We start from the raw sequence: 23016 nt of genomic DNA, 5'->3' as shown, positions 1-23016 counted from the left end.
GGTAACCCGCCGTCAGCGGAGTGCTGCACCGGCACGGATTGTCTGTCCTGTGAGTCTTTCTTCTTGTCGAGCTTCCGACGGCTGAGACGGGGATCTGGATTAGACGTCCAGGCGTATCTGGTCCTGTTTCCCAGCGAACGCGGACAAAGCTGAGGCAGTTAGTCCGGTCGCCGCCGCAACCTTCTCGACCGGCACGCCCGACGCCAGGGCGGCAGCGATCTGTAGGTCACACGTTGCTTTCGCCTGGTCAAGTGCCCACTCTGCGGCCTCGACCTCGCCGATGCTGATCACCACCGCGGCCAGCAGCCGCTCGCGAACCTCCGACACGTCTGTTGTCACCTCAGGGGCGCGCACGGAGGAAAGCAGCGGATCTTCGTACAAGATCGGATTAACCGGGGGGATAGACAGAGGGAGGGTGCTTGTATCGGTGAAGTCTTCCACGGAGCCTGCCTTTGAACTGTCGACACAACGTTTCCGGCCATGAGCTAACGGTGGTCTCAGGGGGTATGAGGAGGCCGGTTGCTCGATCTGCTAGGTCAGAGGCTACCGCAGTCTTCGGAACCGGGGGACAGTCGCGGGGCTCGGAAGTGGGTCCATGGCCCGTGGCCGGGCACTCGAGCCTAAGCGTGGCGGGCAGAAAGCGTCCTCGTTTATGAAGACGCGAAGAGTTGTTGCATCACGGGTTCGGGTCATCCATCAGCTCCGCAGTGCCTCCTGAAACATGCGAGGTAGGGGCCGGTCCCAGCAACCGCATACTCGCCCGTATACGGGTTTATCCGTACCGTTGGGGGTGGGTGTGGCTGGGGTCACATGGGGTACGCCCTCTCCCGTTATCGGGCCAGCCGGGGCGCAGCGCCGCGTTTTGGATTTGATGAGGTCGCCCTGGGGTTTCCGCCGGGCGTCCAGAGGGGTAACTATGACCGGAGCGTTCGAGCTTTTTCACGATGGGAACATGTCTTTCGGGTTTAGATTGGGAGGCTCCCGCACGGACTGGTGCGACCGGTATGAGTATTTTTGACAGTATGTTCACGTACTCCAGCGCGCTGGAGGCCAGCGATTGCACCGCGGGGGCGTTTCGCATCGATGCCGTGACCGGGGTGGTGGTGTGGTCCGATGCGCTCTACCGGATCCACGGATACCAGCGCGGAGAGGTCGTGCCTACCGTTGAGCTCGTCCTGGCGCACAAGCACCCCGGCGACAGGGCAAAACTACGGGAATTGCACACCGACCTGGCCGAGGTCGGGGGTACTTCTCCAGCTATCACCGCCTGATTGACTCCCACCAGCGCGACCATAAGGTACTGACTACCGGGGAGGCCGTCTTCGACGCGAACGGCAGGCTCTTCTCCATCACGGGAATCATGGTCGACTTGACCTCAACCGTCCGCGCCGAAACTGAACGGGCCACCAGGGATGCCGTCGCCGGAGCCGTCTGCGCCCGCGCCGTCATCGAAAGAGCCCGGGGCATTCTTATGGGACGGCTCAGCATCGGTGCCGATGCAGCTTTCGCTCTGCTCTGTGTCCACAGCAACCACACCAACAAGAAACTGGCTGTCCTCGCCTCCCAGCTTGTCGGCCTCGCCGAAGACGCCCGCAACGCGGCCGCGCTCACTGCGTTCATCCATGACCTTCAACGCCCCACAGCTCATACCACTGCGGTACGCCAGGACACGTCCCGTGAGGGGTTAGCTTAGGTAACCGCCGACTACTGGTTAGTGCAGAAGGCTTCTGGTGGGAAGATCACGCATTCCATCTCAATACGATCCACCGTTTTTGGAAAATGTTGGATCTGGTTAGCAGGCGGAGGGCAGCACGACCCCGAGAGCCCGGAAGGAGTGTTCAACAGCGTCAAGACCAACTACTTAGCCGGTGCGGGGCTTCCCGTCGCCGGTTCCGCCTGAGGAAATCTAACCCCAATCGAGCTGTGAAAACCCGCCATTCTGAACTAACAGCCAAAACCCAAAAGGATGAAAGACGCGAAAACAGCGTTATCAGGACGGCTTCGCAGGTTCACCGACGACGCAGCAGATGCGCACAGTGGGTCAACGCCAACGGGATGCTGAAGAGAAGCTTGAGCATCATCTGCACGAAGCCCGCCACTCCGGTGACTCCGGCGATAACAGTGCTGCCATTGGGGAGGGAACTGAATATTGGCTTCTGTGGGCTCCACCTGTGGTGCGGGTAAGCCCCATCGCCCGGTAGCGCGACTGGCGTGGTTGAGCACAACCGTTGGTGTGGTTGAGCACCACCTGAAAAGCTCCTTCCACCATGTGACGGACACATGGTGGAAGGAGTACCGGTAATGGTACGGAAGATCAAAGCGAAGCTGGTGTTGCAGCTGCGTAATCAAAGCCTGTCGCGAAGAGCAATTGAGTCCGCTCATGGAATATCCCGGCACAGCATTCAGGCGGTCCTTGACGCGGCGGAGCTGGCAAATCTCGGTTGACTTCCTGCGTCAGTTGTGGCCGAGCTCGCGGGGAAAAGGTCACCACACGCCTGGAAGGCTCTGCGGCGGTCCGCCATGCCAACTAGGGTAGGGCCTTTGCCCTGGGGATTCGGGTTAGTTGGTGGTTGCCGCGTAGAGGTTCAGGCTGGCAGAGAATATGATCCATGAAATGTAAGGGAGCAACAGGAGCCCGGCTGCCCGGCTGATGGGGCCGAAGCAGAGAACTGTGACGCCAACTCCGAGGGCCAGGGCTGTGATGATGACGAATGCCAGCCATAGTGCAGCGGTTCCGAGCATGGGGTACATGCCGAAGAACGTTGGTGTCCAGGCCAGATTCAGGGCCAGCTGGACGCCGTAGGCCATCATCGCTCGCCCGCGGCGGACGGACCACTGGCGCCATACGAGCCAGGCGGCTACGGCCATTGCTGTGTACAGCACCGTCCAGGTCATCCCGAAGACCCAGTGCGGCGGTGTCCAGGGTGCCTTGTTGGCTGTGGCGTACCAGCCGTGAGCGTTCGCGATGATGGCCAGCGAGCCGAGGAAAGACACCGTGTGGGACAGGGCCAGAAAGCCCAGCAAGGCCGCGATCTGATGGCCTAAGCCCGCCTTGGCTGGCATTTGCAGGGCAGGGATGGGTTGTTCAGGTTTCGCGGGCACCGCTATACCTTGGTCATTTCGGCGGCGGCCGTCAAACCGGACGTTGCGCCGGGACCCTGCTTTGCCCGCGAATCCTTGCAGGCGGGTCACGAAAGCCATCCTACGGCGCCATCGGCGGCGTCATCGTCTCGCTGCTCTGGCTCTGGATTTTGAACATGTCCCTGCTGTTCGGTGCCGAATTCGACGCCGAGATGGAACGCGGCCGCCAGCTGCAGGCCGGCATCGAGGCGGAGGAAACCCTCCAGCTCCCGCCCCGCGACACCAAACAAAGAGAGAAGCTGCATGCCCGTGAAGAGGAAGACATCCAGCAGGGGCGGGAACTCCGCGAACAACACAGCGACGCCGACGCCGAACAGCCCAAGCGGCGGGACGGGAACACTCCACTCCGCGGCGCAAGCAGATGGATGACACCTGATCCCGAACGGCCCTCCTGGATTCCTGTCTTCACGGTACGACCAGGAATTGCCGGCCGACACATCACTCAGGAGGACTCTATGAAAAAACTACTGGTTGCCTTGTTCTCGGTTATCGTCAGCCGTGTGCTGAAGGCCTGGCAAGTCAAGAGGCAAGGCGCCGTCGCTGGCGTTATGAAACGGCTCCGATGATACCTCGTGCTTGACGCGGCCGGGCTGATTTTCGCCGTTCTCGGCGTCACGGCCCTTGCCGCGGCCCTGCTGCCGCGGTTACTGGGGAAGGTTCCCATTTGCATGCCGATGGTTTTCCTCGCCTCCGGCTTTAGTGCTTTTTTGTTTACTGGGCGATCTTCCGGATCCGGACCAGATGGCCCAGGGAAGCGTGGTGCTGCACCTGACCGAGGTGTGCGTGAACATCTCTCTCATGGGTTCCGGCTTGGCGCTCAACAGCCCGGTGGGTTGGCGGCGCTGGGCCTCTACGTGGCGGTTGCTGGGCATTACCACGCCGCTGTCCATGCTGGCCGTCGGCTTCCTGGGCTGGGCGGTGCTGGGGCTGGGGTGGCCGCGTCCGTCCTGCTGGCCGCCGCCCTCGCGCGCACGGACCCGGTGTTGGCTACGGAAGTGCAGGTGGGCGAACCGGCCGACGGCGAAGATGTCACCGAGGACGACGAGACCCGGTTCTCGCTGACCTCAGAAGCAGGGCTGAATGGTGGGCTGGCCTTCCCCCTTTGTTTACCCCGCCATCGCCATCAGCACGGCCGGGCTCGCCCCCGCGGCCTGGCTCAGCGAGTGGATTCTGCTGGACCTCCTCTGGCGCATCGCAGCCGGGGTATTCATCGGACTGGCCGTGGGCTGGGCGCTGGGGAAGCTGTTCTTCTCGGTCAAGTCCGAACGGCTGCGCCTGTCTGGGCACGCGGAAGGATTTGTGGCCCTGGCCGCCACCTTCCTGGCGTACGGTATCGCCGAGGTCATCGAGGGTTACGGTTTCATCGCCGTCTTCGTTTGCGCCTGCACCGTGCGGGCCGCGGAACGAACCCACGGTTACCACCGTATCCTGCACAACTTTGTGGAGCAGATCGAACGCCTGCTGACCGTCGCCATCCTGGTGTTGCTCGGAGGCGCGATCGCTCGAGGCCTGTTCGACACTGTCGGCTGGCCAGAAGCAGTGCTGACGCTGGCCTTCCTGCTGGTGATTCGGTCCCTGAGTGGATGGCTGGGCATGCTGGGAGGGAAGACGGGCGGGCATGAACGGACCGTGATCGCCGTCTTCGGCGTCCGGGGCATCGGCACGCTGTACTACGTTGCCCTACGCGCTGCAGGAAGGAAGTTTCGCTGTGGAAGACGAGCGGATCTGGGCCATGGCCGGGCTGGTCGTGACTTCCACGGGGTCAGCGCCACCCCCGTAATGCGTTACCTGGACAAGGAACGGCGTGCCGTCGCCGCGAAGGTCACCGGTGACCCGAAGAACGCCCTCACGACCCCGGTCTAACGCCTCAGGGGCATGCGGCTTTTAGGTGTGACCGGTGGCTGTCGTGCCGAACATGAGGGTACGGCGGTTGACGTCGTAGAACACTGTCTCCGCGGTGGAGAGCAGGTCCTGGAGGTCACCACGGCCAACTGCCGCACGGCATCACGGTCACCCAACACAGACCCGCTCTCGCGGCTCGTGCCCCGAAAGGACCGTTGCTGACCTGCATCCCGGGGAAGCCTCCCAGTTTTGTGTACTTCGGCGCTTGCTGGCGGCATTCTGTTACCGCTTGGGTGGTGCGAAGGCAGGTGCGGCACCGAATGACTGGGTTGTTTCTCATGGCTGGTCAGGTCTCCTGAATGATCGCGCGATTGCCTGGATGGGGTACGCCGTCAGCCGGGTAATCCCGGCAAGAACCAGAAGAACCCCCACCGCGGTTAGTTGCCCGATAAACATCAGCAGCGCCACGACCAACGTTCCGCCAAAGGTCAGGGCATAGTTCAACGTGTCCGTATTAAATGGCATTAGTGGTTACCAGGTCAGTGGCGGGGGAGCGTGGTGGCAGGTGCCGGTACAGGGTGGTGCGTTTCAGCCCGGTCTTCGCGGTGATCTCCTTCATGGAGAAGCCTTTGTCCCGCAGCAGGGCCGCGTGTTCGAGCTTGTCGGCATCGATCACGGAAGGCCGTCCCGTACGCCGCCCGTTGGCAGATGCCACCGCCCGCGCATGCGAGGCCCGTTCGGCCGCGTAGGTCCGTTCCATCTCTCCGAAGAGTGCCAGCATGACAACGGCCAGCTGCGCCATGGGGCTGTCCGGGTTGGAAGTGTCGATCGGCAGGGGATCAGCCAGGGTGCGGACACCGACGCCGCGTTTCTTCAGGTCGTGGACCAGGTTTAAGGTGTCCCGCACTGTCCGCCCCAGCCGGTCCAGCGTGTGAACCACAAGCACGTCGCCGGCTCTGGCGTGACGTAACGCGTCCTGAAGTCCCACGCGATCCGTGGTGGCGCCGGACTTCTTATCCGAGAAGATCGGCTCAATGCCGGCGGCCGTCAAGGCATCCAACTGCCGGGTGAGGTCCTGCTTCACCGTTGATACCCGCGCATAACCAATCTCCATGCCTAAACCGTACCGAAAGTTATCCCTGTGACAGGGGATTGTGGCGGTGGTTTTGGAACAACATACGGGACAGTCGGATTACGCGGCGTTTCGCCGATTCGTGTGTCATTTTCCGAAGTGGTCTGCACGGAATTTCTGAAGTCCCCTGCACTCGTCCCCAGTTGGGGTTCCCGTGGGTGCAATCCGGAGGCTGAGCGACAACTATTCCGATTGGGGCAAATGTCGAGGATCCACGTGCGCCCCCGACAGATACAGTTCCCGCCCCGCGCGGCCGCAGATTTTGCTGTCCGTTGTAAGGCCCGACCTACTGGAAGGGTGTCCAGAGGATCACGGGACCTGGGGATGCAAGGTGCTGGTGCGTCGTAGTGCGATGAGTGGAACGGAAAGTTCCGAGCTGCTCTAGGTCGTCTTGAATGATTTGTAGTAGCCGACGAGTCCTCGGCTGATTCTCAGCGAAGTCACTGTCCGTGGACTGGAGATGGGTGCCTGTGATTTAGCCGCAGTACGCGCCGGTGGAGGCGCTGTGCACCAGCTTGGCGTACTTGGCGAGCACACCCTTGGTGAACTTGGCAGGGAGGGGCTCCCAGCCAACCTTCCTGGCATCGAGCTCGGCCTGGTCAACCAGCAGGTCGAAGCTGCGGGCGGCGATGTCCACACGGATGCGGTCGCCGTCCTTGACGAAGGCGATGGGTCCGCCCTCCACAGCTTCCGGTGCGACGTGGCCGATGCAGAGGCCGGTGGTGCCGCCTGAGAAGCGGCCATCGGTGAGGAGCAGGACGTCCTTGCCCAGGCCGGCGCCCTTGATGGCGCCGGTGATGGCAAGCATTTCGCGCATGCCGGGGCCGCCCTTGGGGCCTTCGTAGCGGATCACCACCACGTCCCCGGCCTTGATCAGGCCCTTGTCCAGCGCGTCCAGTGCACCCTGTTCGCGTTCGAACACGCGGGCGGTGCCTTCAAAGACGACGGCGTCGAAGCCGGCGCTCTTCACGACGGCGCCTTCCGGCGCCATGCTTCCGTGCAGGATGGTGATGCCGCCGGTCTTGTGGATCGGATTGTCCAGCGCGCGCAGGATCTTGCCGTCCAGGTCCGGCGGGTTGATCGCCGCCAGGTTTTCGGCGACGGTCTTGCCGGTGACGGTGATGCAGTCACCGTGCAGCAGGCCGGCGTCGAGCAGTGCCTTCATGATGACCGGCACGCCGCCGATCCTGTCGACGTCGGTCATGACGTAGCGGCCGAACGGCTTCAGGTCCCCCAGGTGCGGGATCCTGTCGCCGATCCGGTTGAAGTCCTCCAGGGTCAGCTCAACCTCAGCCTCGCGGGCGATGGCCAGCAGGTGCAGCACAGCGTTGGTGGAGCCGCCAAAGGCCATAGTGACGGCAATGGCGTTTTCAAACGCCTTTTTGGTCATGATGTCGCGGGCGGTGATGCCGAGGCGCAGCAGGTTGACCACCGCTTCACCGGACTTGCGCGCAAACTGATCTCGACGGCGGTCTGCCGAGGGCGGAGCGGCCGAGCCGGGCAGGGACATGCCCAGGGCCTCGCCGACGCAGGCCATGGTGTTGGCGGTGTACATGCCGCCGCACGCGCCTTCGCCGGGGCAGATGGCGCGCTCGATGCGGTCAAGGTCGCCGAGGCTCATCTTGCCGGCGGCGCAGGCGCCGACGGCCTCGAAGGCGTCGATGAGGGTGACTTCCTTTTCTGAGCCGTCCTCCAGCTTGACCCAGCCCGGCATGATGGAGCCGGCATAGACGAACACGCTGGCCAGGTCCAGGCGGGCGGCTGCCATGAGCATGCCCGGCAGGGACTTATCACAGCCGGCGAGGAGGACCGAGCCGTCGATCCGCTCGGCCTGCATCACGGTTTCCACGGAGTCGGCAATGACTTCGCGGGAGACCAGGGAGAAGTGCATGCCTTCATGGCCCATCGAGATGCCGTCCGAGACGGAGATGGTGCCGAACTGCATGGGGAACCCCCCGCTGGCGTGGACGCCTTCCTTGGCGCTCTGGGCGAGACGGTTCAGGGACAGGTTGCAGGGAGTGATTTCGTTCCAGGAGCTTGCCACGCCGATCTGGGGTTTGGCGAAGTCATCGTCCCCCATACCCACAGCGCGGAGCATGCCACGCGCGGGGGCCGCATGAATGCCGTCGGTAACCACCCGGCTGCGGGGCTTGAGGTCCACTAATTGTGATGGTTGCATATCTTTCCTCCGGTGTTGATTTGAAGCTACGTATCGCCCTGAACGCTTTGGGCAATGGGACGCGTCGAGGTTTGGGCAGGGTCAAGGGTTGCAATATTCGCAAAAACGCGGGTCAGCGCGTGGTGGGTCGGTTACGTCGCGGGTGGAGCGGTGCCCGCAGGTGAGGCATCCATGAACCTCGGCGCGGGTCTCGCTCGTTGGCTCGCCGCAGCCCGCGCACGGGAGCCCTGCCACTCGCTCCACTTTCCAGAATCCCGGGGCGCCGCAGGACGGACATCTGGAGCGAAGTTTCTGTGCAAGGTCTTCGGCCGCGAAACGGATGGTTTCCATGCGCGTCGGATTGGCATTGGCACGCATGTCTGTCTCGAGAAGAACCTTGCCCGCGGCCGATCGGGCCAGCGCCGTCGAAAAGGCGAGCTCCAGCTCGGGCCAGGCGGCGATTCCCTTACGGATGTGGGGGTCGTGCCCGCCGTCCGGGCGAACGACCAGATGGTGTTCGGGGAACTTCGATTCACGGGCGAACGTTTGGGCCTCCGCCCAGTCCGCCGTCAGCAGGTGGGAGAAGTTCGTCTTGCCTTCGGCTATTCCAACGACCTCCAGCTCGCGCTCACCGTCGATCCAGATCATGAGTTCGATGTTCCAGGGGAACATCCCCGTGTATGGATCCGGGCCAAACGAGCCCTCGTTGGCGATACCCAGCGGCAATCCCGACACTTCCATGCCCACCTGCGCCTTCCTGCGCGCAACCTCGAGCTGTGTGCCGGCGCGGGGAATGTCACGGGTGAAAGTACCGAGCAGGTCTGTGTCGTAGCCCGTGACGTGTTCGAGCCGGCAGCCGAGCGCACGCTCGAGCACCGGGGCGATCACCCGCTCCTTGCCATGCTGGGTAAGCAGAGAAATCCGTTCACCGGAATAGACGGAAATCAGGGTTGAATTGCCGGAATCAAAACTGGTCATAACTGACCTTTCACTCTGAGCGCGAACTGCTGGAACTGTCGCAGCACACCCGAAAGGTACGCATGATTAGTTAGAAAAGAACCGACGGCCGCCTCTCAGTCGCAGATGCTACGTCATACAATACATGAAGTTTTGATCGTGAATCAAATAGCGTGTATTAATGGGATTCTGGATGCTGGTGCCCTCGGATGGATTGCAGTCCCGGAACTTGGGGGTGCGGGCCATTGCCCTGCACCCCGACTTCGTAAAAGCTGGAAACGAACAAGAGAGCAACCACGTGATCGATCCCATTATCCTTTTCTTTCTGCTCGGTGCCACCGCCGGTCTGCTGCGTTCGGAGTTGCGTCTACCGGCTGCGATCTACGAGTTCGTCAGCATCGTGCTGTTGCTGGCCATAGGACTCAAGGGCGGTATCGAACTGGCCAGGCAACCTTTCGGCAGCCTGCTGCCGCAAATGCTGGCCGTGGTGGCGTTGGGCTTTTTCCTTTCACTGGCGGCCTTCCCCGTGCTGCGTTACCTGGGCCGTTTCAAGCGAGCGGATGCGGCTTCCATCGCCGCCCACTACGGCTCCGTAAGCGTAGGCACCTATGCCGTTGCCGTCGCGTATCTTGGCAGCCGCCAGATCGCGTTCGAAGAGCACATGCCCCTGCTTCTGGTGTTGCTGGAAGTGCCGGCCATTATTGTGGGAATTGTCCTGGCCCGTGGTCTGTCCCGGGAGACCCGTTGGAGGTCGGTCGCCCACGAGGTTTTCCTCGGGAAAAGCATTGTGCTGCTCCTGGGCGGGCTGCTCATCGGCTGGGCGGCGGGGCCGGACGGGCTGTCGTCGATCGAGCCGTTGTTCTTCGATCTGTTCAAGGGAATCCTGGCTCTTTTTCTACTGGAGATGGGGCTGATTACGGCGACACAGGTAGGAAGCCTGCGCCGGTACGGACCCTTCCTGATGGCCTTTGGAATTGGCATGCCGCTCTTTTCGGCCCTGGTGGGGACCGGACTGGGCTGGGTGCTGGGCCTCTCCCTCGGCGGTACAGCCGTTCTCGCGACGCTGGCGGCGAGTGCTTCATACATCGCGGTCCCGGCGGCCATGCGCATTTCCGTACCCGAGGCCAACCCCACCCTGTCACTGGCCGCCTCGCTCGGGATCACATTCCCGTTCAATGTCCTGCTGGGCATCCCGATTTACCACGCCCTCGCGGTGTGGGCACATACTTTCGCGAAAGGATGAGACTGATGCAAAGCCATACACGCAAGCTGTTGACCGTCGTCACCGAAGCCGTACTTGAGGGCACTCTCGTTCGGGACATCGACCGGCTCAATGCCCACGGATACACCATCACCGACGCGCGCGGCAAAGGCCACCGCGGCGTCCGCAGTGCCGGCTGGGAAGCGAACAGCAACATCCGCATCGAGGTGGTGTGCGACGAAGAGACGGCAGACGCGATTGGCGCCTACCTCCAGGAGCACTACTACAAGGACTACGCCATGATCCTATTCGTGAGTGACGTAGACGTTTTGCGACCGGAGAAATTCTAGGCCCGCCCAGATCGGGCCGCCAGCACCGGGCAAAGGAGCCAACGGTGGCCGGAGTGCTGTGGATTCAGCTCCGAGGGCGCACGACCAGGACCGGGCAGTCCGCATGCCGGACGCACTGGTCGCTTACGGAGCCGAGCAGCATCCCGACGAGCCCGCCATGACCGCGCAATCCGACAACCAGCATGCGGGCGTCCCGTGAGATGTCAATGAGGCTCTTGGCGGCGCCGGCGTGAACGGCCCTGTAGCTGACGGAGAGCGTGGAGTATCTGTCGACCCTCGTGTGCACATCCCGCACGAGCTCGCCGGGCGGGCGAGGGGCAGCAGCGAGAGACCAGGCCCGCACGATGACGACGGGGACCTGCAGCTGGTCCGCGAGTCCAAGTGCCGTGTCCAGGGCGTAGTCGGCGCAGGCGGATCCATCATGCCCGACCACGATGCTGTTGCTCGGTGCCGGTTTCAGTCCGTCACCCAGGCTTTCCTGACTCACTGATGGTTCTCCCTGCTGCTGGAGGCCAAAACTGCACCGGTTGCCGGCCGGCGGATGGCACCGCGGCCGCGGGCCAGGCGCTCTAATGCTGAGGCAATACGGCGGGTCCGCCCGGACTCAGAGCCGCCGCACCGGTAGGTCATCAAGACAGATTCAAATGTGACCCCGGCGGGATCCAGCACCTGATGCCCGAGACGCTGCAGCCAGAGCATCTCCTGCTTCCTGCGCGCGGTGACGAACCGGACCAGGGCGGCGTCCGTCGTGAAGCCCAAACGGGGCCGGGCGAGGGCGATCAGCAGGCGGGCACCGGCACCGCGCGCCTGCGTGGCCGCCGCGGCCAAGACGTCCGCAGCGCCTGACTCAGCGACGATGACGATGAGATACACCGGCCCCGCGGAATCCGCGATGGTGGCGGGAACACCGCCAGGAAGCTGCGGTCTGAAACGTGCCTCTCGATTGATCAAGAGCGAGCTCCTTCCAAACCGCCGCCGCAAAGCCTCGCCGAGGACACTGCAGCCGGCCACCCCACCACCCCGTGCGGTTGCGTATGATCCAACCAATGAACTTAGATTGGCGAATCTTAGTTCAGGTGTCTAGGGTGCGGGAGGTGGGTTCAGGGACGAGGACCGCGAGGAGTTCGTCCAGTTCGTGGCCGGCATCGACGGGATGGCGGAAGGGGCGGCCGGTGGCGACGGTGTAGCTGTTGCGGCGTCCGTTACGGGCTCTGGTGATATATCCGGCCTCCACAAGGTCAGCTGTGATCTTTTGCGCAGCGCGCTCCGTGACTCCCACCCGGGTGGCGACGTCGCGCATGCGGATCTGCGGATCGCGGGCGATGGTGAGCAGGACGTGGGCGTGGTTGGTGAGGAACGTCCACTGCGTCTCGGCGGCGGCCACGGCGGATGTCCCTGAGTCAAAATCCTTGGTTGCCATTTCAAGGACAATAGTCGATTGGACCCGCAGGCGCCCGGTCGGCGGCCGGGAGCGCGAGGAAAGCAATCAGTCTCTATCAGTTAATGGACAAGAAAGGCTACAAATGCTCGAAGTCAGTGCACTCCGCTGGATGCTCACCATCGGACTTATTCTCGGGCTGCTCGCCCTGGATCTTGGACTGGCCGCTGCCCGGCCCCACGTTGTCAAGTTCCGCGAGGCCGCAATCTCATCGATTCTGTACATTGCCGTGGCCATTGTCTTCGGACTGGTCTTCGCGATGCAGGTGGGCTGGGACTACGGCGCGGAATACTTCGCCGGCTACATCGTAGAAAAAAGCCTCTCCATCGATAACCTCTTCGTCTTCGTGATCATCATGTCGACCTTCGCCGTTCCTGAGAAGTACCAGCAGAAGGTCCTGATCTTCGGAATCGCGCTGGCTCTGGTCATGCGGGCGATCTTCATCGCCCTGGGTGCAGCCCTGCTCCAGCTGTTTTCCTTCATGTTCTTAATCTTTGGCCTGATCCTGATTGTGACCGCTGTGCAGCTTTACCGGCACCGCAACGCCGACCCGGACGTGCAGGACAACGTGCTGGTCCGGGTGGCCCGCCGGACATTGACCGTCACCAAGGACTACGAGGGCGGCCGGATGTTCACCCGCATCGCCGGCCGCCGCGCGGTAACGCCGCTGTTCATAGTGCTGCTGGCAATCGGGAGCACCGACCTATTATTCGCCCTCGACTCCATCCCGGCCATTTTCGGCATCACCGCCGAGCCGTACATCGTCTTCACCGCCAATGCCTTCGCCCTGCTCGGTTTGCGGGCCTTGTACTTCCTTGTGAAGGGCCTTCTGGATCGGCTGGTCTGCCTCTCCACTGGACTGGCGCTCATCCTGGCCTTCATCGGCGTGAAACTGGTCCTGCACTGGGGCCACGGCCTCGATGGCCGGGTACCCGAAATCAGCACCAACACCAGCCTCATCGTCATCGCAGTAATTCTGACAGTGACCACAACGGCCAGCCTGATCAAGGTCCGCAGGGACCCCACCGCACGCGCTCACGCGGGTTCTCTCACAGCGGAGAAACCATCCAATCCAGGGCCGACCGGCTGACCGGCATATGAACTCGTTGGCCGTCGGCGGAAGAGTTTAGCGACGGCTGGCACTACGTGCCCTGTTCGAAGCAGCAGATTGACGGGCCGACGGGCTGACGGGCTGAGTGGATCCAAACCGCTGGTCCACCGGCTGCCTTAGCCGCCTCTGGCCCCGCTCAGCTCAGTGCCGGTCGTGGCACTATCACTCGCCACCGGGCAGCGTACTGTGCACCCACGTGACGGGCGCGGTCATCCTCCGGCGGACCGGCTCGAAGGTCTCCGCTCCGGAATCAGTTCAGTATGCCTAGCTTTTTGAGAGGACCTTTACCCCGTCGGGGCGCAGTTCCCCGCTGGGCGACACGTGCCGGTACAGGGTCTGCCGTGTGATGCCGAGTTCGGTGCAGAGGTCGCTGACTTTGGTGCCAGGTTGCCCCATGGAAGCCATAGCCAGGCGGAGCTTCGCCGGGGTCATCTTGTAGGGACGCCCGCCGTTCCGACCCCTGGCGCGGGCGGAGGCCAGTCCGGCGAGGGTGCGTTCTGAGATCAGCTCGCGTTCGAACTCGGCGAGGGCGGCGAAGATCCCGAAGACGAGTTTGCCGGAGGCGGTGGTGGTGTCGATGGCGGCGCCCTGGCCGGTGAGGACCTTAAGGCCGATGCCGCGTTCGGTCAGCTCGTGGACGATGTTAACCAGGTGCCGCAGGTCCCGGCCCAGCCGATCCAGCTTCCACACGACCAGGGTGTCGCCGTGGCGGAGCGCTTTGAGGCAAGCGGCCAGCTCTGGCCGGTCCTCCTTCTTCCCGGACGCCTTGTCCGAGTAAAGGGACTCCGTGCCGATGCCGGCGGCAACTAGGGCGTCGCGCTGCAGGTCCGTGGTCTGAGACCCGTCCGCCTTCGAGACGCGCATATAACCGACAAGCAATGGTTTCTCCTGTGTCATTTATACGTTCGTTAAGGTGACACCGCGAGTGTCAGTTTCAGAAGTCGCCTGCACGGAATGTCGGAAGTCGTCTGCACCACTTCTGGTTTTCGGCTCCGTGCGGGGACCTGAGCTGGTCGTGCAGCGGCTGGCACTGGCCCTACCCGGTCCGCTGTCCCTGGCGTTTTGCTGTACCGATCAGGGTCGGGCTCTCTTCGGGGCAGCACTGACCCGATGCGGGTCAGTCGTGGGCGGGTTCGCCGGTGACTCTGTGGTCGGCGTGGTTCAGGCCTTCCATGACCAGACGGGTCAGGTGCCCATCTGCAAGGCTGTAGACGACTCGGCGGCTTTGTTTCTGGGTGGTGACGAGGCCGCTGAAGCGCAGCTTCGCCAGGTGCTGGCTGACCGAGGTGCGCGATGCTCCGGTCTGCTCCACCAGGGTGCCGACGTCCGAGGGTTCCCGGGCAAGGAGCCAGAGCAGGTGAAGCCGGGTGGGGTCCGAGAGCATCCGGAACGTGGCTGTGGCCGCGTCCAACCGGCGGGAATCCGGTGCGTCGGGGTGATGGAGGCTGGCGGTCGGAACGGATTGTGCGTTTTCCACCGGCTCAACCTTCCACGGTCTCCGGCACGGGACCGGTCCTGGATACCGCGGGCCAGAAGCGGAACGCCGCAAGTGTACTGATTGTAGCCACGACGGCCAGTACGGCGGCTGCCACCGGTTGGCCTGCTGCGGCGCCGATCCAGCCGGCGACAGGATAAGTGACGATGAAGCAGGCATGGGAGAGGGAGAACTGGGCGGTGAAGATGTAGGACCGGGTGCTGTCGGTCGCCGCCCGGCGCAGCAGGCGGGAGGAGGGGGTGTTGATCATCGAGGTCCCGGCGCCGAGTACCACCCACAGGCCCAGCAGCAGGAGCCAGGTCCCCGGCACGGCGAGCAGGGCGAACGCCCCGGCCAGGCCGGCGGAAAGCAACACGGCGCCGGCCCGCATGAGGACCCGGTCCGGCACCCGGTCCAGGGCCCTGGGTGCGGTCAGCGCGACGAGCATCGACCCTGCACCGAAGCAGGCTAGGGCGACCGCGACGTCGGCATTGGAGCCACGGAACATGTCCCGTGCGTAGACGACAGTGTTCACCAGCACCAGGGCGGTCGCGGCCGCGACGGCAAGATTTAGGGCCATCAGGGCCCGCAGTTCAGGGTTGCGGGCAAAGATCCGTGTGCCCAGGGTGGTCCGGTGCCACAATGTCCCTTCCTGCCGCACCTGCGGCGCCGCAGGAAGGCGGGTGGTCACCACCAGGGCCGCGGAGAGCAGGAACCCGGCAACGGTCCCGAGGAACAGATCATGGAAGGACAGCACCGTTAGAAGTGTTGCGGCTAGCGCGGGGCTGACCAGCGATTCTAGGTCGTAGGCCAGACGCGAGAGGGAAAGGGCCCGGGTGTACTGGCGTTCATCAGGGAGGATGACCGGGATCAGGGACTGGAACGCCGGGGTGAACGTGGCCGAGGCGCTCTGCAGCAAGAAGACCAGGACATAGATCTGCCACGCCTGGTCCACCATCGGCAGCATCAGCGCGATACCGGCGCGGATCAGGTCCGCCCCGACCAGCACCGCCTTTTTCGGCAGCCGCTCCACCAGTGCCGCCATCAGCGGGGCAACAAACACATAGGCGAGCATCTTGATCGTCAGCGCCGTGCCCAGAACGGCGCCGGCCTGACCGCCGGCCAGATCAAAGGCCAGCAGGCCCAGCGCCACCGTCAACAGGCCGGTGCCCAGGAGCGCCACAACCTGGGCCGAAAACAGCTTCCGGTAGGCCGGAACGGCCAGAACTTCAATCAAAGCGACTCCTCGAAACCATCACGGATATATCAATAAGTGCTTACTTGCGCACTTATTAGACTAGTGGATGTCGCTCCTCTTCGGAAACGGCTCCCGATCTTCACTCCGCGCGCTCGGGTCCCGAGGGCCGCTGGATGCCGGGAGCACCAGAGTCTCAGTAGGCTTCGAATCGAAGTCAAAAAAGCCTCACCCATGGTTAGCGCGGCTGAGGTCCTAGTTGCCCTCAGCGCATTCAAAGACTTCATGGAATCCCCGCCGGCTAGCCCGTAGATCTGTCACTGCCTTTCGTCCGGCATGACGTTGGCCGCCTTGCCTCCCGCGGTTCGCCCCTGCATCTCCCGCCCGCGAATCGCCGCGGCGCTCCCCGTGCAGCTCACAACGGTCAGCTGCACAGCCGTCCATCTGACTTACTGCATCGGAGGACCGTGTCTCGGGCCAACTGACAGTTCTTTGGACCGTGGCCAGCGCGGCCACGAGGGTCCGTCACTGTTAGCGGGCCCGCCGGGGCTTCCCCTGCCGTTCGTTGAGACCGCCCTGGTAGTAAATTGGACAAGCTCCACCAATTCAGGTGACCGCGCATGGGGGCACTATTCGTCCCCCTCGTCGGCACCTGCCATCTCAGATCCAAACATCATCGCGCTCCAGCCGAAAGCGGACGAGGCCCCCATGACATCCCCTTGGCACACGATCTCTTCCGCCCAGGTCACGGAGGCCCTCGGCGTGGATCCCGGCGAGGGCCTGCCCGGTGGGCTGGTGGCTGAACGGATCAGCAAGTACGGCCCCAACGTGCTGTCGGAGCCGGCCCGCACACCGGTGTGGACGAAGATGCTCCGGTTGCTCTCGGACAAGATGACCATCGTGCTGGTTCTCGCGGCGGTCGTCTCGGCCCTCGTTTCGCGCGAATGGGAGACGCCAGTCGTCATCCTGATCGTGGTGGTATTCAACGCCGTCCTGAACTACGTTCAGGAGGCTCGTGCGGAGAATTCCCTGGCCTCCCTGCGGAAGATGTCGGTGGACACCTCCCGGGTACGACGGGACGGACGCGTCCAGGAGGTTGACCGGGCGGAGCTGGTGCCCGGGGATGTTGTCCTCCTGGAGGCCGGGGACTCGGTGCCAGCGGACGGGCGGGTGATCGAAGCCTCCCAGTTGCAGCTCGCTGAGGCGGCCCTGACAGGTGAGTCCCAGCCTGTGGACAAAGACCCTGAGTTGGTCACCGATCCGGCTGCGGCCTTGGGGGACCGTACTGGCATGGTGTTCATGAACACAGAAGTCACGCGGGGCCGCGGCACAGTGATCGTCACGGACACGGGCACGGGGACGCAGATGGGTGCGATTGCCGAACAGCTGGCCGGCGCCGGTGAATCCAGGACCCCGCTGCAGCGCCGTGTCGACCGGCTCGCACGGCTGCTGACCATCGTCGCGTTAGTGGTCGTGGCCATCGTCTTCGTTCTCGGGTTGCTGCGCGGGGAAACCCTCCACGATCTGCTGCTGACCGCTGTGTCCCTGGCTGTGGCCACGATCCCCGAAGGACTAACCGCCGTCGTGGCCTTCACTCTGGCCATGGGCGCCAACCGGCTGGCCGCCCGGGGCGCGATCATCAAACAGCTCTCCGCCGTGGAGACTCTCGGCTCCACCACCCACATCGTTTCTGACAAGACCGGCACCCTGACCCTGAACGAAATGACAGCAGGACGTCTGCTCGTCGACGGCCGCGCCTTCAGGGTGACCGGCCAGGGCTACTCGACGGATGGACGCGTCCTCAGCCCCGACGACACCGCACCGGGCTCCTTCCCGGACGCCTACCTGGCCATGGCACTGTGCAACGACGCCACCGTGCGCGACGGGCAGCTGGTCGGGGACCCCACCGATGGGGCCTTGGTAGTTTTGGCTGAGAAGGGCGGGCTCGACGTCGACGGGGCCCGCAAGGCCCATCCGCGCTTGCAGGAAGTGCCCTTCGACTCCGACTACAAATTCCAGGCCACCTTCCACGAGCAAACATTCCGCATCGGTGACACCACCGAGGCGGACTACCGGATCTTCGTCAAGGGCGCCCCCGGTGTCCTGATGGAGCGTGCCGCTTCGGTGCTCGGCGCGGACGGACCCCGTCCGCTCACCGACGGGGACCGTCACCACATCCGCACCTCCGTGGACGAGCTGGCCGATGAGGGTCTACGGACCCTGATGATCGCAGGACGCACTCTGGACGACGGCGTCCCCGGCGCCAGCCCCCTGCCGCTCGACGGGGAGACACTGCGGGAACTGGCTACCGGCCTGATCATCTACTGCGTGGTGGGAATCACCGACCCGCCTCGTCAAGAGGCTGCCGAAGCCATCAAGGTCGCCCAACGGGCGGGTATCGCGGTACACATGATCACCGGCGACCACCTGCGTACCGCCTCCGCCATCGCCGCCTCCCTATCCATCCAGGGGCAGGTAGCATCAGGCGCCGAACTCGACGAGCTCGACGACGCTGCACTGCGCGAGAGTGCCTCCGGTTACGGGGTGCTCGCCCGCGTCGCCCCCGAACACAAAATCCGCTTTGTCAGGGCACTGCAGAGCCGCGGCGAGGTTGTGGCGATGACCGGCGACGGCGTGAATGACGCACCTGCCCTCAAGCAGGCAGACATCGGGGTGGCCATGGGCATCACCGGCACCGACGTGTCCAAGGGCGCTGCCCGGATGATCCTCACCGACGACAACTTCTCCACCATCGTCGCGGCCGTGCGGGAGGGCCGCGGCATCTACGACAACATCCTCAAATTCGTCCGATTCCAGCTCTCCACCTCGTGGGGCTTCGTCATGTTGTTCTTAATCTGCGGTGTGCTGGGCATAGCGGGCGGCGCTCCGTTCACCGCCCTGCAGATCCTCTGGGTGAACATCATCATGGACGGCCCCCCAGCCCTGGCGCTAGGTGTTGAGCCCACCGAGCCAGATGTGATGCTCCGCCCGCCCCGGCCGGCCCGCGAACCCCTACTGACCCGTTCCCGCATGGGACGGGTCCTGCTCGCCGCCGCAGTCATGACCGCCGGTACTCTGGCCCTGCTGCTGCTCGCGCCCACATGGTTCCCTGACATTGACCCTGCGGGCACCACCACCCTGGCGTTCACCGCCTTCGTGTTCTTCCAGGTTTTCAATCTCATCAACGTCCGCTCAGAGGCCCGCTCTGTCTTCTCCGCGCGCACCCTCACCAACGGCGCCATCTGGACCGCACTGGCCGTCATCGTGGTTTTGCAGGTCGCCGTCGTCCACACACCTGCCCTGCAGAGCCTGTTCGACACCACCGACCTGACCGCCGCACAATGGCTCACCGCCGTGATGACCGGCTCGCTCATCCTCTGGGCCGAAGAGCTGCGCAAACTCACCACCCGGCGACGCCGCGCAACCGAATCTGCCCTATCGGTCCGCTAGATGGCACCCGCCGACGGGATGGATGTTCGCTCCCATCGGATCCCTCGGCAGTCGGACTGAAGCCACTCCCAGTTATCCAGGTCCCGCAAGCACTATTGACCTGGAGGTGAGTGCGTACCGCAGAATCCCGGTCCGGCGCTTCCATAGATGTTTACGCTGTGCTGGTTCCGAACAGCATTCCGAGCAGATAGGTCACGGCCGCTGCGCCGTAGCCGATGGCAAGCTGGCGCAGTGCCATCTTCAGCGGCGCTCCGCCCGAGAGCAGCGCGACGATAGCGCCCGTGGTCAGCAGGGCCAGGCCGACGATGATGCCGGCGACGATGAGCGCGGTGATGCCTTCGAGTCCGAAGAGGTACGGGAGTACGGGCAGGACGGCCACCCGAGGCGAAGAAAAGGAAGCTGGATGTGGCCGCGCCAAACCCGGTACCGACGGCTTCGTGCTTGTCGTGGTCCGGGGAAGTAACGACCGGCTTCTCGTGCGGGTTCTGCAGGGTCTTGACGGCTTTTGCTGTCGCTTCGTCTTCCGCCATGCCCCGGGCACGGTAGAGCAGGGCCAGTTCGTTGGCGTCGACGTTCAGGTGAGGAAGCCGCTCATGTGCGTCCTCGTTCGGTGTGGAAGCCTCCAGCAGTTCTCGCTGGGAGCGGACCGAGACGTACTCCCCGGCCCCCATGGACAGGGCGCCGGCGAGAAGACCGGCCACACCACTGAGCAGGACCACCCCGTTGGACGCGCCGCTGGCGCTGATGCCCATCACGAGGGAGAGGTTGCTGACGAGCCCGTCGTTGGCGCCAAATACGGCGGCACGGAAACTGCCGGAGAGCCTGTTTCTTCCGCGCGTGGCAAGTGCTCGGTCGATTTCCTCGTGGATCTGTTCATCGGCCGCCATGGTGTCGGTGGCGTGGACATCGTGTGTGTACGGTGAGCGTGCTTCGGCGCGCTGGGCCAAGGCCAGGACAAATACGGACCAGAAGTGGCGGGCCAGAAAGCCGACGAAACGGGTCCTGAGGCTTCCGCGGCGCGGCTTTCCGACGTTATCCCCAAGCATGTTGAGCCAGTGCTGTTCGTGCCGGGTTTCGGCTTCGGCCAGGGCCAGGAGTATCTCCCGTTCCTCCCCGCTCCGGCGTCCGGCAAGGTCCCGGTACACGCCGGCTTCGGCCCGCTCGTCGGCCAGGTACTGACGCCAGCGGCGAAGGTCCGCAGGGCTGGCGCCCCGGGAAGCGGGTGTGGTATCCGTTTTGGGCAGGTCGGTCATGATCATCCTCAAGGCAATACCCTTGACCGGACCCGTTGATTTTGAGGTACCCCGGTCAGAGTGGTGTCTGACCGAAGGTCTCGCTCGCTCGGCCGTTACGGGCCGGGTGGCGCACCGGGCAACTTGTAGGAGGATGCCAGTATGTCGATACGCCGCTGCGTCCGCGGCACGCGGACGGTAGGAACTACTCCCCTTCGATAAGACAAGTCTTCCATACTTTTCGCCCTAATGCATGCGTTTGCATGTTTTTTGGTTAGCCGAATCGTCGTCTTCCGGGAGGCCTCCCAGCGCCGTTTCGCTGTGCCTTGGGGTCCTTAAGGCAGGGCGCGACCCACGTGGTTGGCTACTGCTGTCACGGTTTACGCGTTCTCCCAAGTTTCTGGTCATCATTTCTTCCCGGCGGGTGACCGCCGAACTCCACACCCAGGTCCGGTAGGTCACCGGACCGTCCCGCCAGGTCACTTCGGCGGCTTTGGCCGTCCAGGCATATACCTCGCCGTTCACCAGCTCGGCGCAGTTCGGAAACCGGATCCACGCCTTCACGGGAATCCCGGGGAAGCCGTTTTAGGGACGGGAAGTGCTCGAAGTCGAGTTCTTCGACCGTCAGTCCTATCGGGCCGGCCCGCCTCGCGTACTGCCTTTGCAGTTCGTAGGCTTGTTCGGGTCCCATAACACAACCTTAGAACATATATACGCTTCACACGCAGAAGAAATAGCGGACCTCTCGGTCGCTGGTTTAAGTATGCGGGAGAGCTCCGACAAAGTCCGGGTTGTACGCCAGTGGGGACAGCTTTGAGCTGTGCGGAGGGCTCCACCTGCCCCCAATGGGCACAACCCGAACCGGTCACCGGCGGGGAGGGCGGCCTCTGGTTCTCCCGGCCTGCCAACCGGGAACGGCCTCATCCAGAAGCCTGATCCTGGCCGGGTCGAGATCGCCGCGGCGGCGTTTGTATCGCTGCTGGTGGATCCACACTCCGAGGGTGTGTTCGCGCTCTGAGTCATAGTCGTGGTGGCGTGGCCAGTCGTGGCCTTCGTGTCGGAACTCCATGAGCTGGGCGAGACGGTGGTGCCACCTGTCTTCGTCCGCAGCTGCCCTGTGGTTGTCGGCCCATGCCGGAACCCGTGCGAGTCCGTCGCGGTAGACCGGGTCAAGGGTGCCTTCGGCTGCTTCGCGCCGCCGCTCGGAGAGCCACCGGGCCATCGACCGTTCACCCCTGTTCTCCGAGTGGCCACGGGGGAGCCGGCCCTCGGCCGTAATCCGGGCGGTGACCTCCTCCATCCGGGCAAGGCTCCTGGGGGAGGGGCTGGTTCTGGCGCCGGCAGCGGCGTGGTGTGCGGCCTCAAGCTCCGGATCCCGGCGGCGGGCGATGACCAGGTGATAGCCGACGGTGGCGGGATGAACGCGCACGAGCTGCGCGATGCGTTTCCGGCTCAGTCCGAGCCGGTACATCAACACCCATTCCGCGTCAGGAGCGCGCCGCAACCGCCTGTCCATAATGGACCCCATCCTGCCACGGCGTCCGGGCAAACGTGGGGCCCCGGACGCGCGCTCGGGTCCGCCGGACCCGGTTACCGGGAGCGGCGGAAGCGACAAGCCGATGAGGCATTTCGGCCGGCGGTATTGCCATGGAGTAGTAGGAGTAGTAGTTGTGTTACTACTCCTACTACTACATTTAAGGTTGTGGCCTTGGCGTTGAGTGTGAAAGACCGTGTGTTTGCTGCTGCGGAGCAGATCAGCGCTGAGCGGCGGNGCGGGCAGCGGCGGGTGTGAGCAACGCCGATGCCACCCGTTACCTGAAGGAGTGGGTCGAGGAGAAGCAGGCCGCGGGCGGGCAGGTTGCCGCGACGCCGGCGGCGGTGCTGGAACAGGCCGCGCGCCTGGCCGGGGCCTGCTGGGCCGAAGCGTCCGCCCTGGCCAATGAGCGGCACGCCGCCGCGGAAGCGCTCTGGGCGCAGGAGAAGAAGGACCTGGGACTGGAGATCTCCGAACTCGTCGCTGATCTGGACAAAGTAGGCGCCGAGAAGGACGCGGCCGTCACCGAGCTCACTGCCCGGGTCACCGCGCTCGATACCCAGGCCGCGGCGCTGAAGGCGCAGCTGGAGCAGGCACGTACAGCCGAACAGCAGGCCAGCAACAGCGCAGCCGGCGCAGCTACCAGGCTGGCCGCGGCCGAGGCCAGAGCAGAGACGCTGCAAGAGGCGCACGACGCGCTCCTGCAGCGTATCGTGCCGGAAACCCCGGACAAGACCGCCCGGGCCAAGCGAACCAGTGGCGGCGGCCCCCAGCTCTGAACTGCGCGGGAGAGAGCCCTGC

The 23016-nt window shown here is 64.0% G+C and carries 20 protein-coding genes and 3 pseudogenes; 9 read left to right on the top strand and 14 right to left on the bottom strand.

The annotated features are described in order from the left end of the window. Positions 1–99: 99 nt before the first annotated feature. Entirely contained in the window at positions 100–441 is a 342-nt protein-coding gene (locus ACZYZ3_RS18905) for a hypothetical protein (RefSeq protein WP_463965329.1), read from the bottom strand. 563 nt (positions 442–1004) lie between these two features. Between ACZYZ3_RS18905 and ACZYZ3_RS18900 the strand changes: the two genes are divergently transcribed. Together ACZYZ3_RS18900 and ACZYZ3_RS18895 are read left to right on the top strand one after the other, a co-directional pair. Continuing rightward, positions 1005–1271 carry a PAS domain-containing protein gene (locus ACZYZ3_RS18900; RefSeq protein ID WP_463965328.1) on the top strand — a complete coding sequence of 89 codons (267 nt, stop codon included), beginning with the start codon at positions 1005–1007 and terminating at the stop codon, positions 1269–1271. A gap of 98 nt (positions 1272–1369) precedes the next feature. After that, positions 1370–1693, top strand: a complete 324-nt coding sequence (locus tag ACZYZ3_RS18895; RefSeq protein ID WP_463965327.1) for an ANTAR domain-containing protein — start codon at positions 1370–1372, stop codon at positions 1691–1693. An 866-nt stretch (positions 1694–2559) separates the two neighbouring features. Here the strand turns inward: ACZYZ3_RS18895 and ACZYZ3_RS18890 are convergent. After that, positions 2560–3024 carry a TspO/MBR family protein gene (locus tag ACZYZ3_RS18890; RefSeq protein WP_463965326.1) on the bottom strand — a complete coding sequence of 155 codons (465 nt, stop codon included), beginning with the start codon at positions 3022–3024 and terminating at the stop codon, positions 2560–2562. Between the two features lie 176 nt (positions 3025–3200). Here ACZYZ3_RS18890 and ACZYZ3_RS18885 point away from each other — a divergent pair. Together ACZYZ3_RS18885 and ACZYZ3_RS18880 are read left to right on the top strand one after the other, a co-directional pair. Beyond that, positions 3201–3440: pseudogene (locus ACZYZ3_RS18885) on the top strand (YhjD/YihY/BrkB family envelope integrity protein); the annotation flags it as partial. A gap of 781 nt (positions 3441–4221) precedes the next feature. Continuing rightward, positions 4222–5004 (top strand): cation:proton antiporter domain-containing protein, encoded by a 783-nt coding sequence (locus ACZYZ3_RS18880; protein ID WP_463965325.1) that lies wholly within the window; start codon positions 4222–4224, stop codon positions 5002–5004. A 493-nt stretch (positions 5005–5497) separates the two neighbouring features. Here the strand turns inward: ACZYZ3_RS18880 and ACZYZ3_RS18875 are convergent, their stop codons facing one another. From ACZYZ3_RS18875 to ACZYZ3_RS18865, 3 genes are all read right to left on the bottom strand, one after another. Beyond that, positions 5498–6097: a recombinase family protein gene (locus ACZYZ3_RS18875; RefSeq protein WP_463965324.1), complete on the bottom strand. Its 600-nt coding sequence runs from the start codon at positions 6095–6097 to the stop codon at positions 5498–5500. Between the two features lie 493 nt (positions 6098–6590). Continuing rightward, on the bottom strand, positions 6591–8294 hold the full coding sequence (ilvD, locus tag ACZYZ3_RS18870) for a dihydroxy-acid dehydratase (RefSeq protein ID WP_463965323.1): 1704 nt from the start codon (positions 8292–8294) through the stop codon (positions 6591–6593). 81 nt (positions 8295–8375) lie between these two features. Next, on the bottom strand, positions 8376–9251 hold the full coding sequence (locus tag ACZYZ3_RS18865) for a DUF6671 family protein (protein ID WP_463965322.1): 876 nt from the start codon (positions 9249–9251) through the stop codon (positions 8376–8378). 160 nt (positions 9252–9411) lie between these two features. Here ACZYZ3_RS18865 and ACZYZ3_RS18860 point away from each other — a divergent pair, with 160 nt between their 5' ends. Both ACZYZ3_RS18860 and ACZYZ3_RS18855 read left to right on the top strand, forming a co-directional pair. Beyond that, positions 9412–10473: a sodium-dependent bicarbonate transport family permease gene (locus tag ACZYZ3_RS18860; protein WP_463965321.1), complete on the top strand. Its 1062-nt coding sequence runs from the start codon at positions 9412–9414 to the stop codon at positions 10471–10473. A 5-nt stretch (positions 10474–10478) separates the two neighbouring features. Further along, positions 10479–10781, top strand: coding sequence for a P-II family nitrogen regulator (locus tag ACZYZ3_RS18855; protein ID WP_463965320.1), 303 nt, complete (start codon positions 10479–10481; stop codon positions 10779–10781). Positions 10782–10845: 64 nt separating this feature from the next. Here ACZYZ3_RS18855 and ACZYZ3_RS18850 read toward each other — a convergent pair whose 3' ends face one another. From ACZYZ3_RS18850 to ACZYZ3_RS18840, 3 genes are all read right to left on the bottom strand, one after another. Next, positions 10846–11268 (bottom strand): universal stress protein, encoded by a 423-nt coding sequence (locus ACZYZ3_RS18850; protein WP_463965319.1) that lies wholly within the window; start codon positions 11266–11268, stop codon positions 10846–10848. Further along, complete coding sequence (locus tag ACZYZ3_RS18845) at positions 11265–11732, bottom strand: hypothetical protein (RefSeq protein WP_463965318.1); 468 nt, start codon at positions 11730–11732, stop codon at positions 11265–11267. The genes ACZYZ3_RS18850 and ACZYZ3_RS18845 overlap by 4 nt, the downstream gene beginning before the upstream one ends. Positions 11733–11853: 121 nt before the next feature. Further along, positions 11854–12201 (bottom strand): helix-turn-helix transcriptional regulator, encoded by a 348-nt coding sequence (locus ACZYZ3_RS18840; protein ID WP_463965317.1) that lies wholly within the window; start codon positions 12199–12201, stop codon positions 11854–11856. A 103-nt stretch (positions 12202–12304) separates the two neighbouring features. Between ACZYZ3_RS18840 and ACZYZ3_RS18835 the strand changes: the two genes are divergently transcribed. Then, positions 12305–13309, top strand: a complete 1005-nt coding sequence (locus tag ACZYZ3_RS18835) for a TerC/Alx family metal homeostasis membrane protein (protein ID WP_463965316.1) — start codon at positions 12305–12307, stop codon at positions 13307–13309. A 285-nt stretch (positions 13310–13594) separates the two neighbouring features. Here ACZYZ3_RS18835 and ACZYZ3_RS18830 read toward each other — a convergent pair whose 3' ends face one another. From ACZYZ3_RS18830 to ACZYZ3_RS18820, 3 genes are all read right to left on the bottom strand, one after another. Next, positions 13595–14209, bottom strand: a complete 615-nt coding sequence (locus tag ACZYZ3_RS18830) for a recombinase family protein (RefSeq protein WP_463965315.1) — start codon at positions 14207–14209, stop codon at positions 13595–13597. A 238-nt stretch (positions 14210–14447) separates the two neighbouring features. After that, entirely contained in the window at positions 14448–14807 is a 360-nt protein-coding gene (locus ACZYZ3_RS18825) for an ArsR/SmtB family transcription factor (RefSeq protein WP_463965314.1), read from the bottom strand. Positions 14808–14811: 4 nt separating this feature from the next. Next, positions 14812–16041, bottom strand: coding sequence for an MFS transporter (locus ACZYZ3_RS18820; protein WP_463965313.1), 1230 nt, complete (start codon positions 16039–16041; stop codon positions 14812–14814). Positions 16042–16707: 666 nt separating this feature from the next. Here ACZYZ3_RS18820 and ACZYZ3_RS18815 point away from each other — a divergent pair. Continuing rightward, on the top strand, positions 16708–19449 hold the full coding sequence (locus ACZYZ3_RS18815; RefSeq protein ID WP_463965312.1) for a cation-translocating P-type ATPase: 2742 nt from the start codon (positions 16708–16710) through the stop codon (positions 19447–19449). Positions 19450–19600: 151 nt separating this feature from the next. Here the strand turns inward: ACZYZ3_RS18815 and ACZYZ3_RS18810 are convergent. The 3 genes and pseudogenes from ACZYZ3_RS18810 to ACZYZ3_RS18800 all read right to left on the bottom strand — a co-directional run bounded on the left by ACZYZ3_RS18810 (position 19601) and on the right by ACZYZ3_RS18800 (position 22197). Continuing rightward, positions 19601–20708: pseudogene (locus tag ACZYZ3_RS18810) on the bottom strand (VIT1/CCC1 transporter family protein). Between the two features lie 336 nt (positions 20709–21044). Next, a pseudogene (locus ACZYZ3_RS18805) lies at positions 21045–21372 on the bottom strand (hypothetical protein); the annotation flags it as partial. A 174-nt stretch (positions 21373–21546) separates the two neighbouring features. Continuing rightward, positions 21547–22197 carry a helicase associated domain-containing protein gene (locus tag ACZYZ3_RS18800; protein ID WP_463965311.1) on the bottom strand — a complete coding sequence of 217 codons (651 nt, stop codon included), beginning with the start codon at positions 22195–22197 and terminating at the stop codon, positions 21547–21549. A gap of 272 nt (positions 22198–22469) precedes the next feature. Between ACZYZ3_RS18800 and ACZYZ3_RS18795 the strand changes: the two genes are divergently transcribed. Then, the gene (locus tag ACZYZ3_RS18795; RefSeq protein ID WP_463965310.1) at positions 22470–22994 is read left to right on the top strand and encodes a DNA-binding protein; all 525 of its coding nucleotides are present in this window, start codon (positions 22470–22472) and stop codon (positions 22992–22994) included. The last annotated feature ends 22 nt before the right edge of the window (positions 22995–23016 follow it).

This window comes from Pseudarthrobacter linnaei (assembly GCF_055412825.1).
The sequence above is the reverse complement of the archived record's forward strand: the minus strand, read 5'-3'. Positions and strand labels throughout refer to the sequence as shown.

Excerpts from the sequence above, each read along its gene's own strand:
- ACZYZ3_RS18800 (WP_463965311.1), bottom strand. The coding sequence starts at position 22,197 with ATGGACAGGCGGTTGCGGCGCGCTCCTGACGCGGAATGGGTGTTGATG.
- ACZYZ3_RS18815 (WP_463965312.1), top strand. The coding sequence starts at position 16,708 with ATGACATCCCCTTGGCACACGATCTCTTCCGCCCAGGTCACGGAGGCC.
- ACZYZ3_RS18875 (WP_463965324.1), bottom strand. The coding sequence starts at position 6,097 with ATGGAGATTGGTTATGCGCGGGTATCAACGGTGAAGCAGGACCTCACC.
- ACZYZ3_RS18855 (WP_463965320.1), top strand. The coding sequence starts at position 10,479 with ATGCAAAGCCATACACGCAAGCTGTTGACCGTCGTCACCGAAGCCGTA.
- ACZYZ3_RS18880 (WP_463965325.1), top strand. The coding sequence starts at position 4,222 with ATGGTGGGCTGGCCTTCCCCCTTTGTTTACCCCGCCATCGCCATCAGC.
- ACZYZ3_RS18840 (WP_463965317.1), bottom strand. The coding sequence starts at position 12,201 with ATGGCAACCAAGGATTTTGACTCAGGGACATCCGCCGTGGCCGCCGCC.
- ACZYZ3_RS18860 (WP_463965321.1), top strand. The coding sequence starts at position 9,412 with ATGGGATTCTGGATGCTGGTGCCCTCGGATGGATTGCAGTCCCGGAAC.
- ACZYZ3_RS18835 (WP_463965316.1), top strand. The coding sequence starts at position 12,305 with ATGCTCGAAGTCAGTGCACTCCGCTGGATGCTCACCATCGGACTTATT.
- ACZYZ3_RS18865 (WP_463965322.1), bottom strand. The coding sequence starts at position 9,251 with ATGACCAGTTTTGATTCCGGCAATTCAACCCTGATTTCCGTCTATTCC.
- ilvD (WP_463965323.1), bottom strand. The coding sequence starts at position 8,294 with ATGCAACCATCACAATTAGTGGACCTCAAGCCCCGCAGCCGGGTGGTT.
- ACZYZ3_RS18900 (WP_463965328.1), top strand. The coding sequence starts at position 1,005 with ATGAGTATTTTTGACAGTATGTTCACGTACTCCAGCGCGCTGGAGGCC.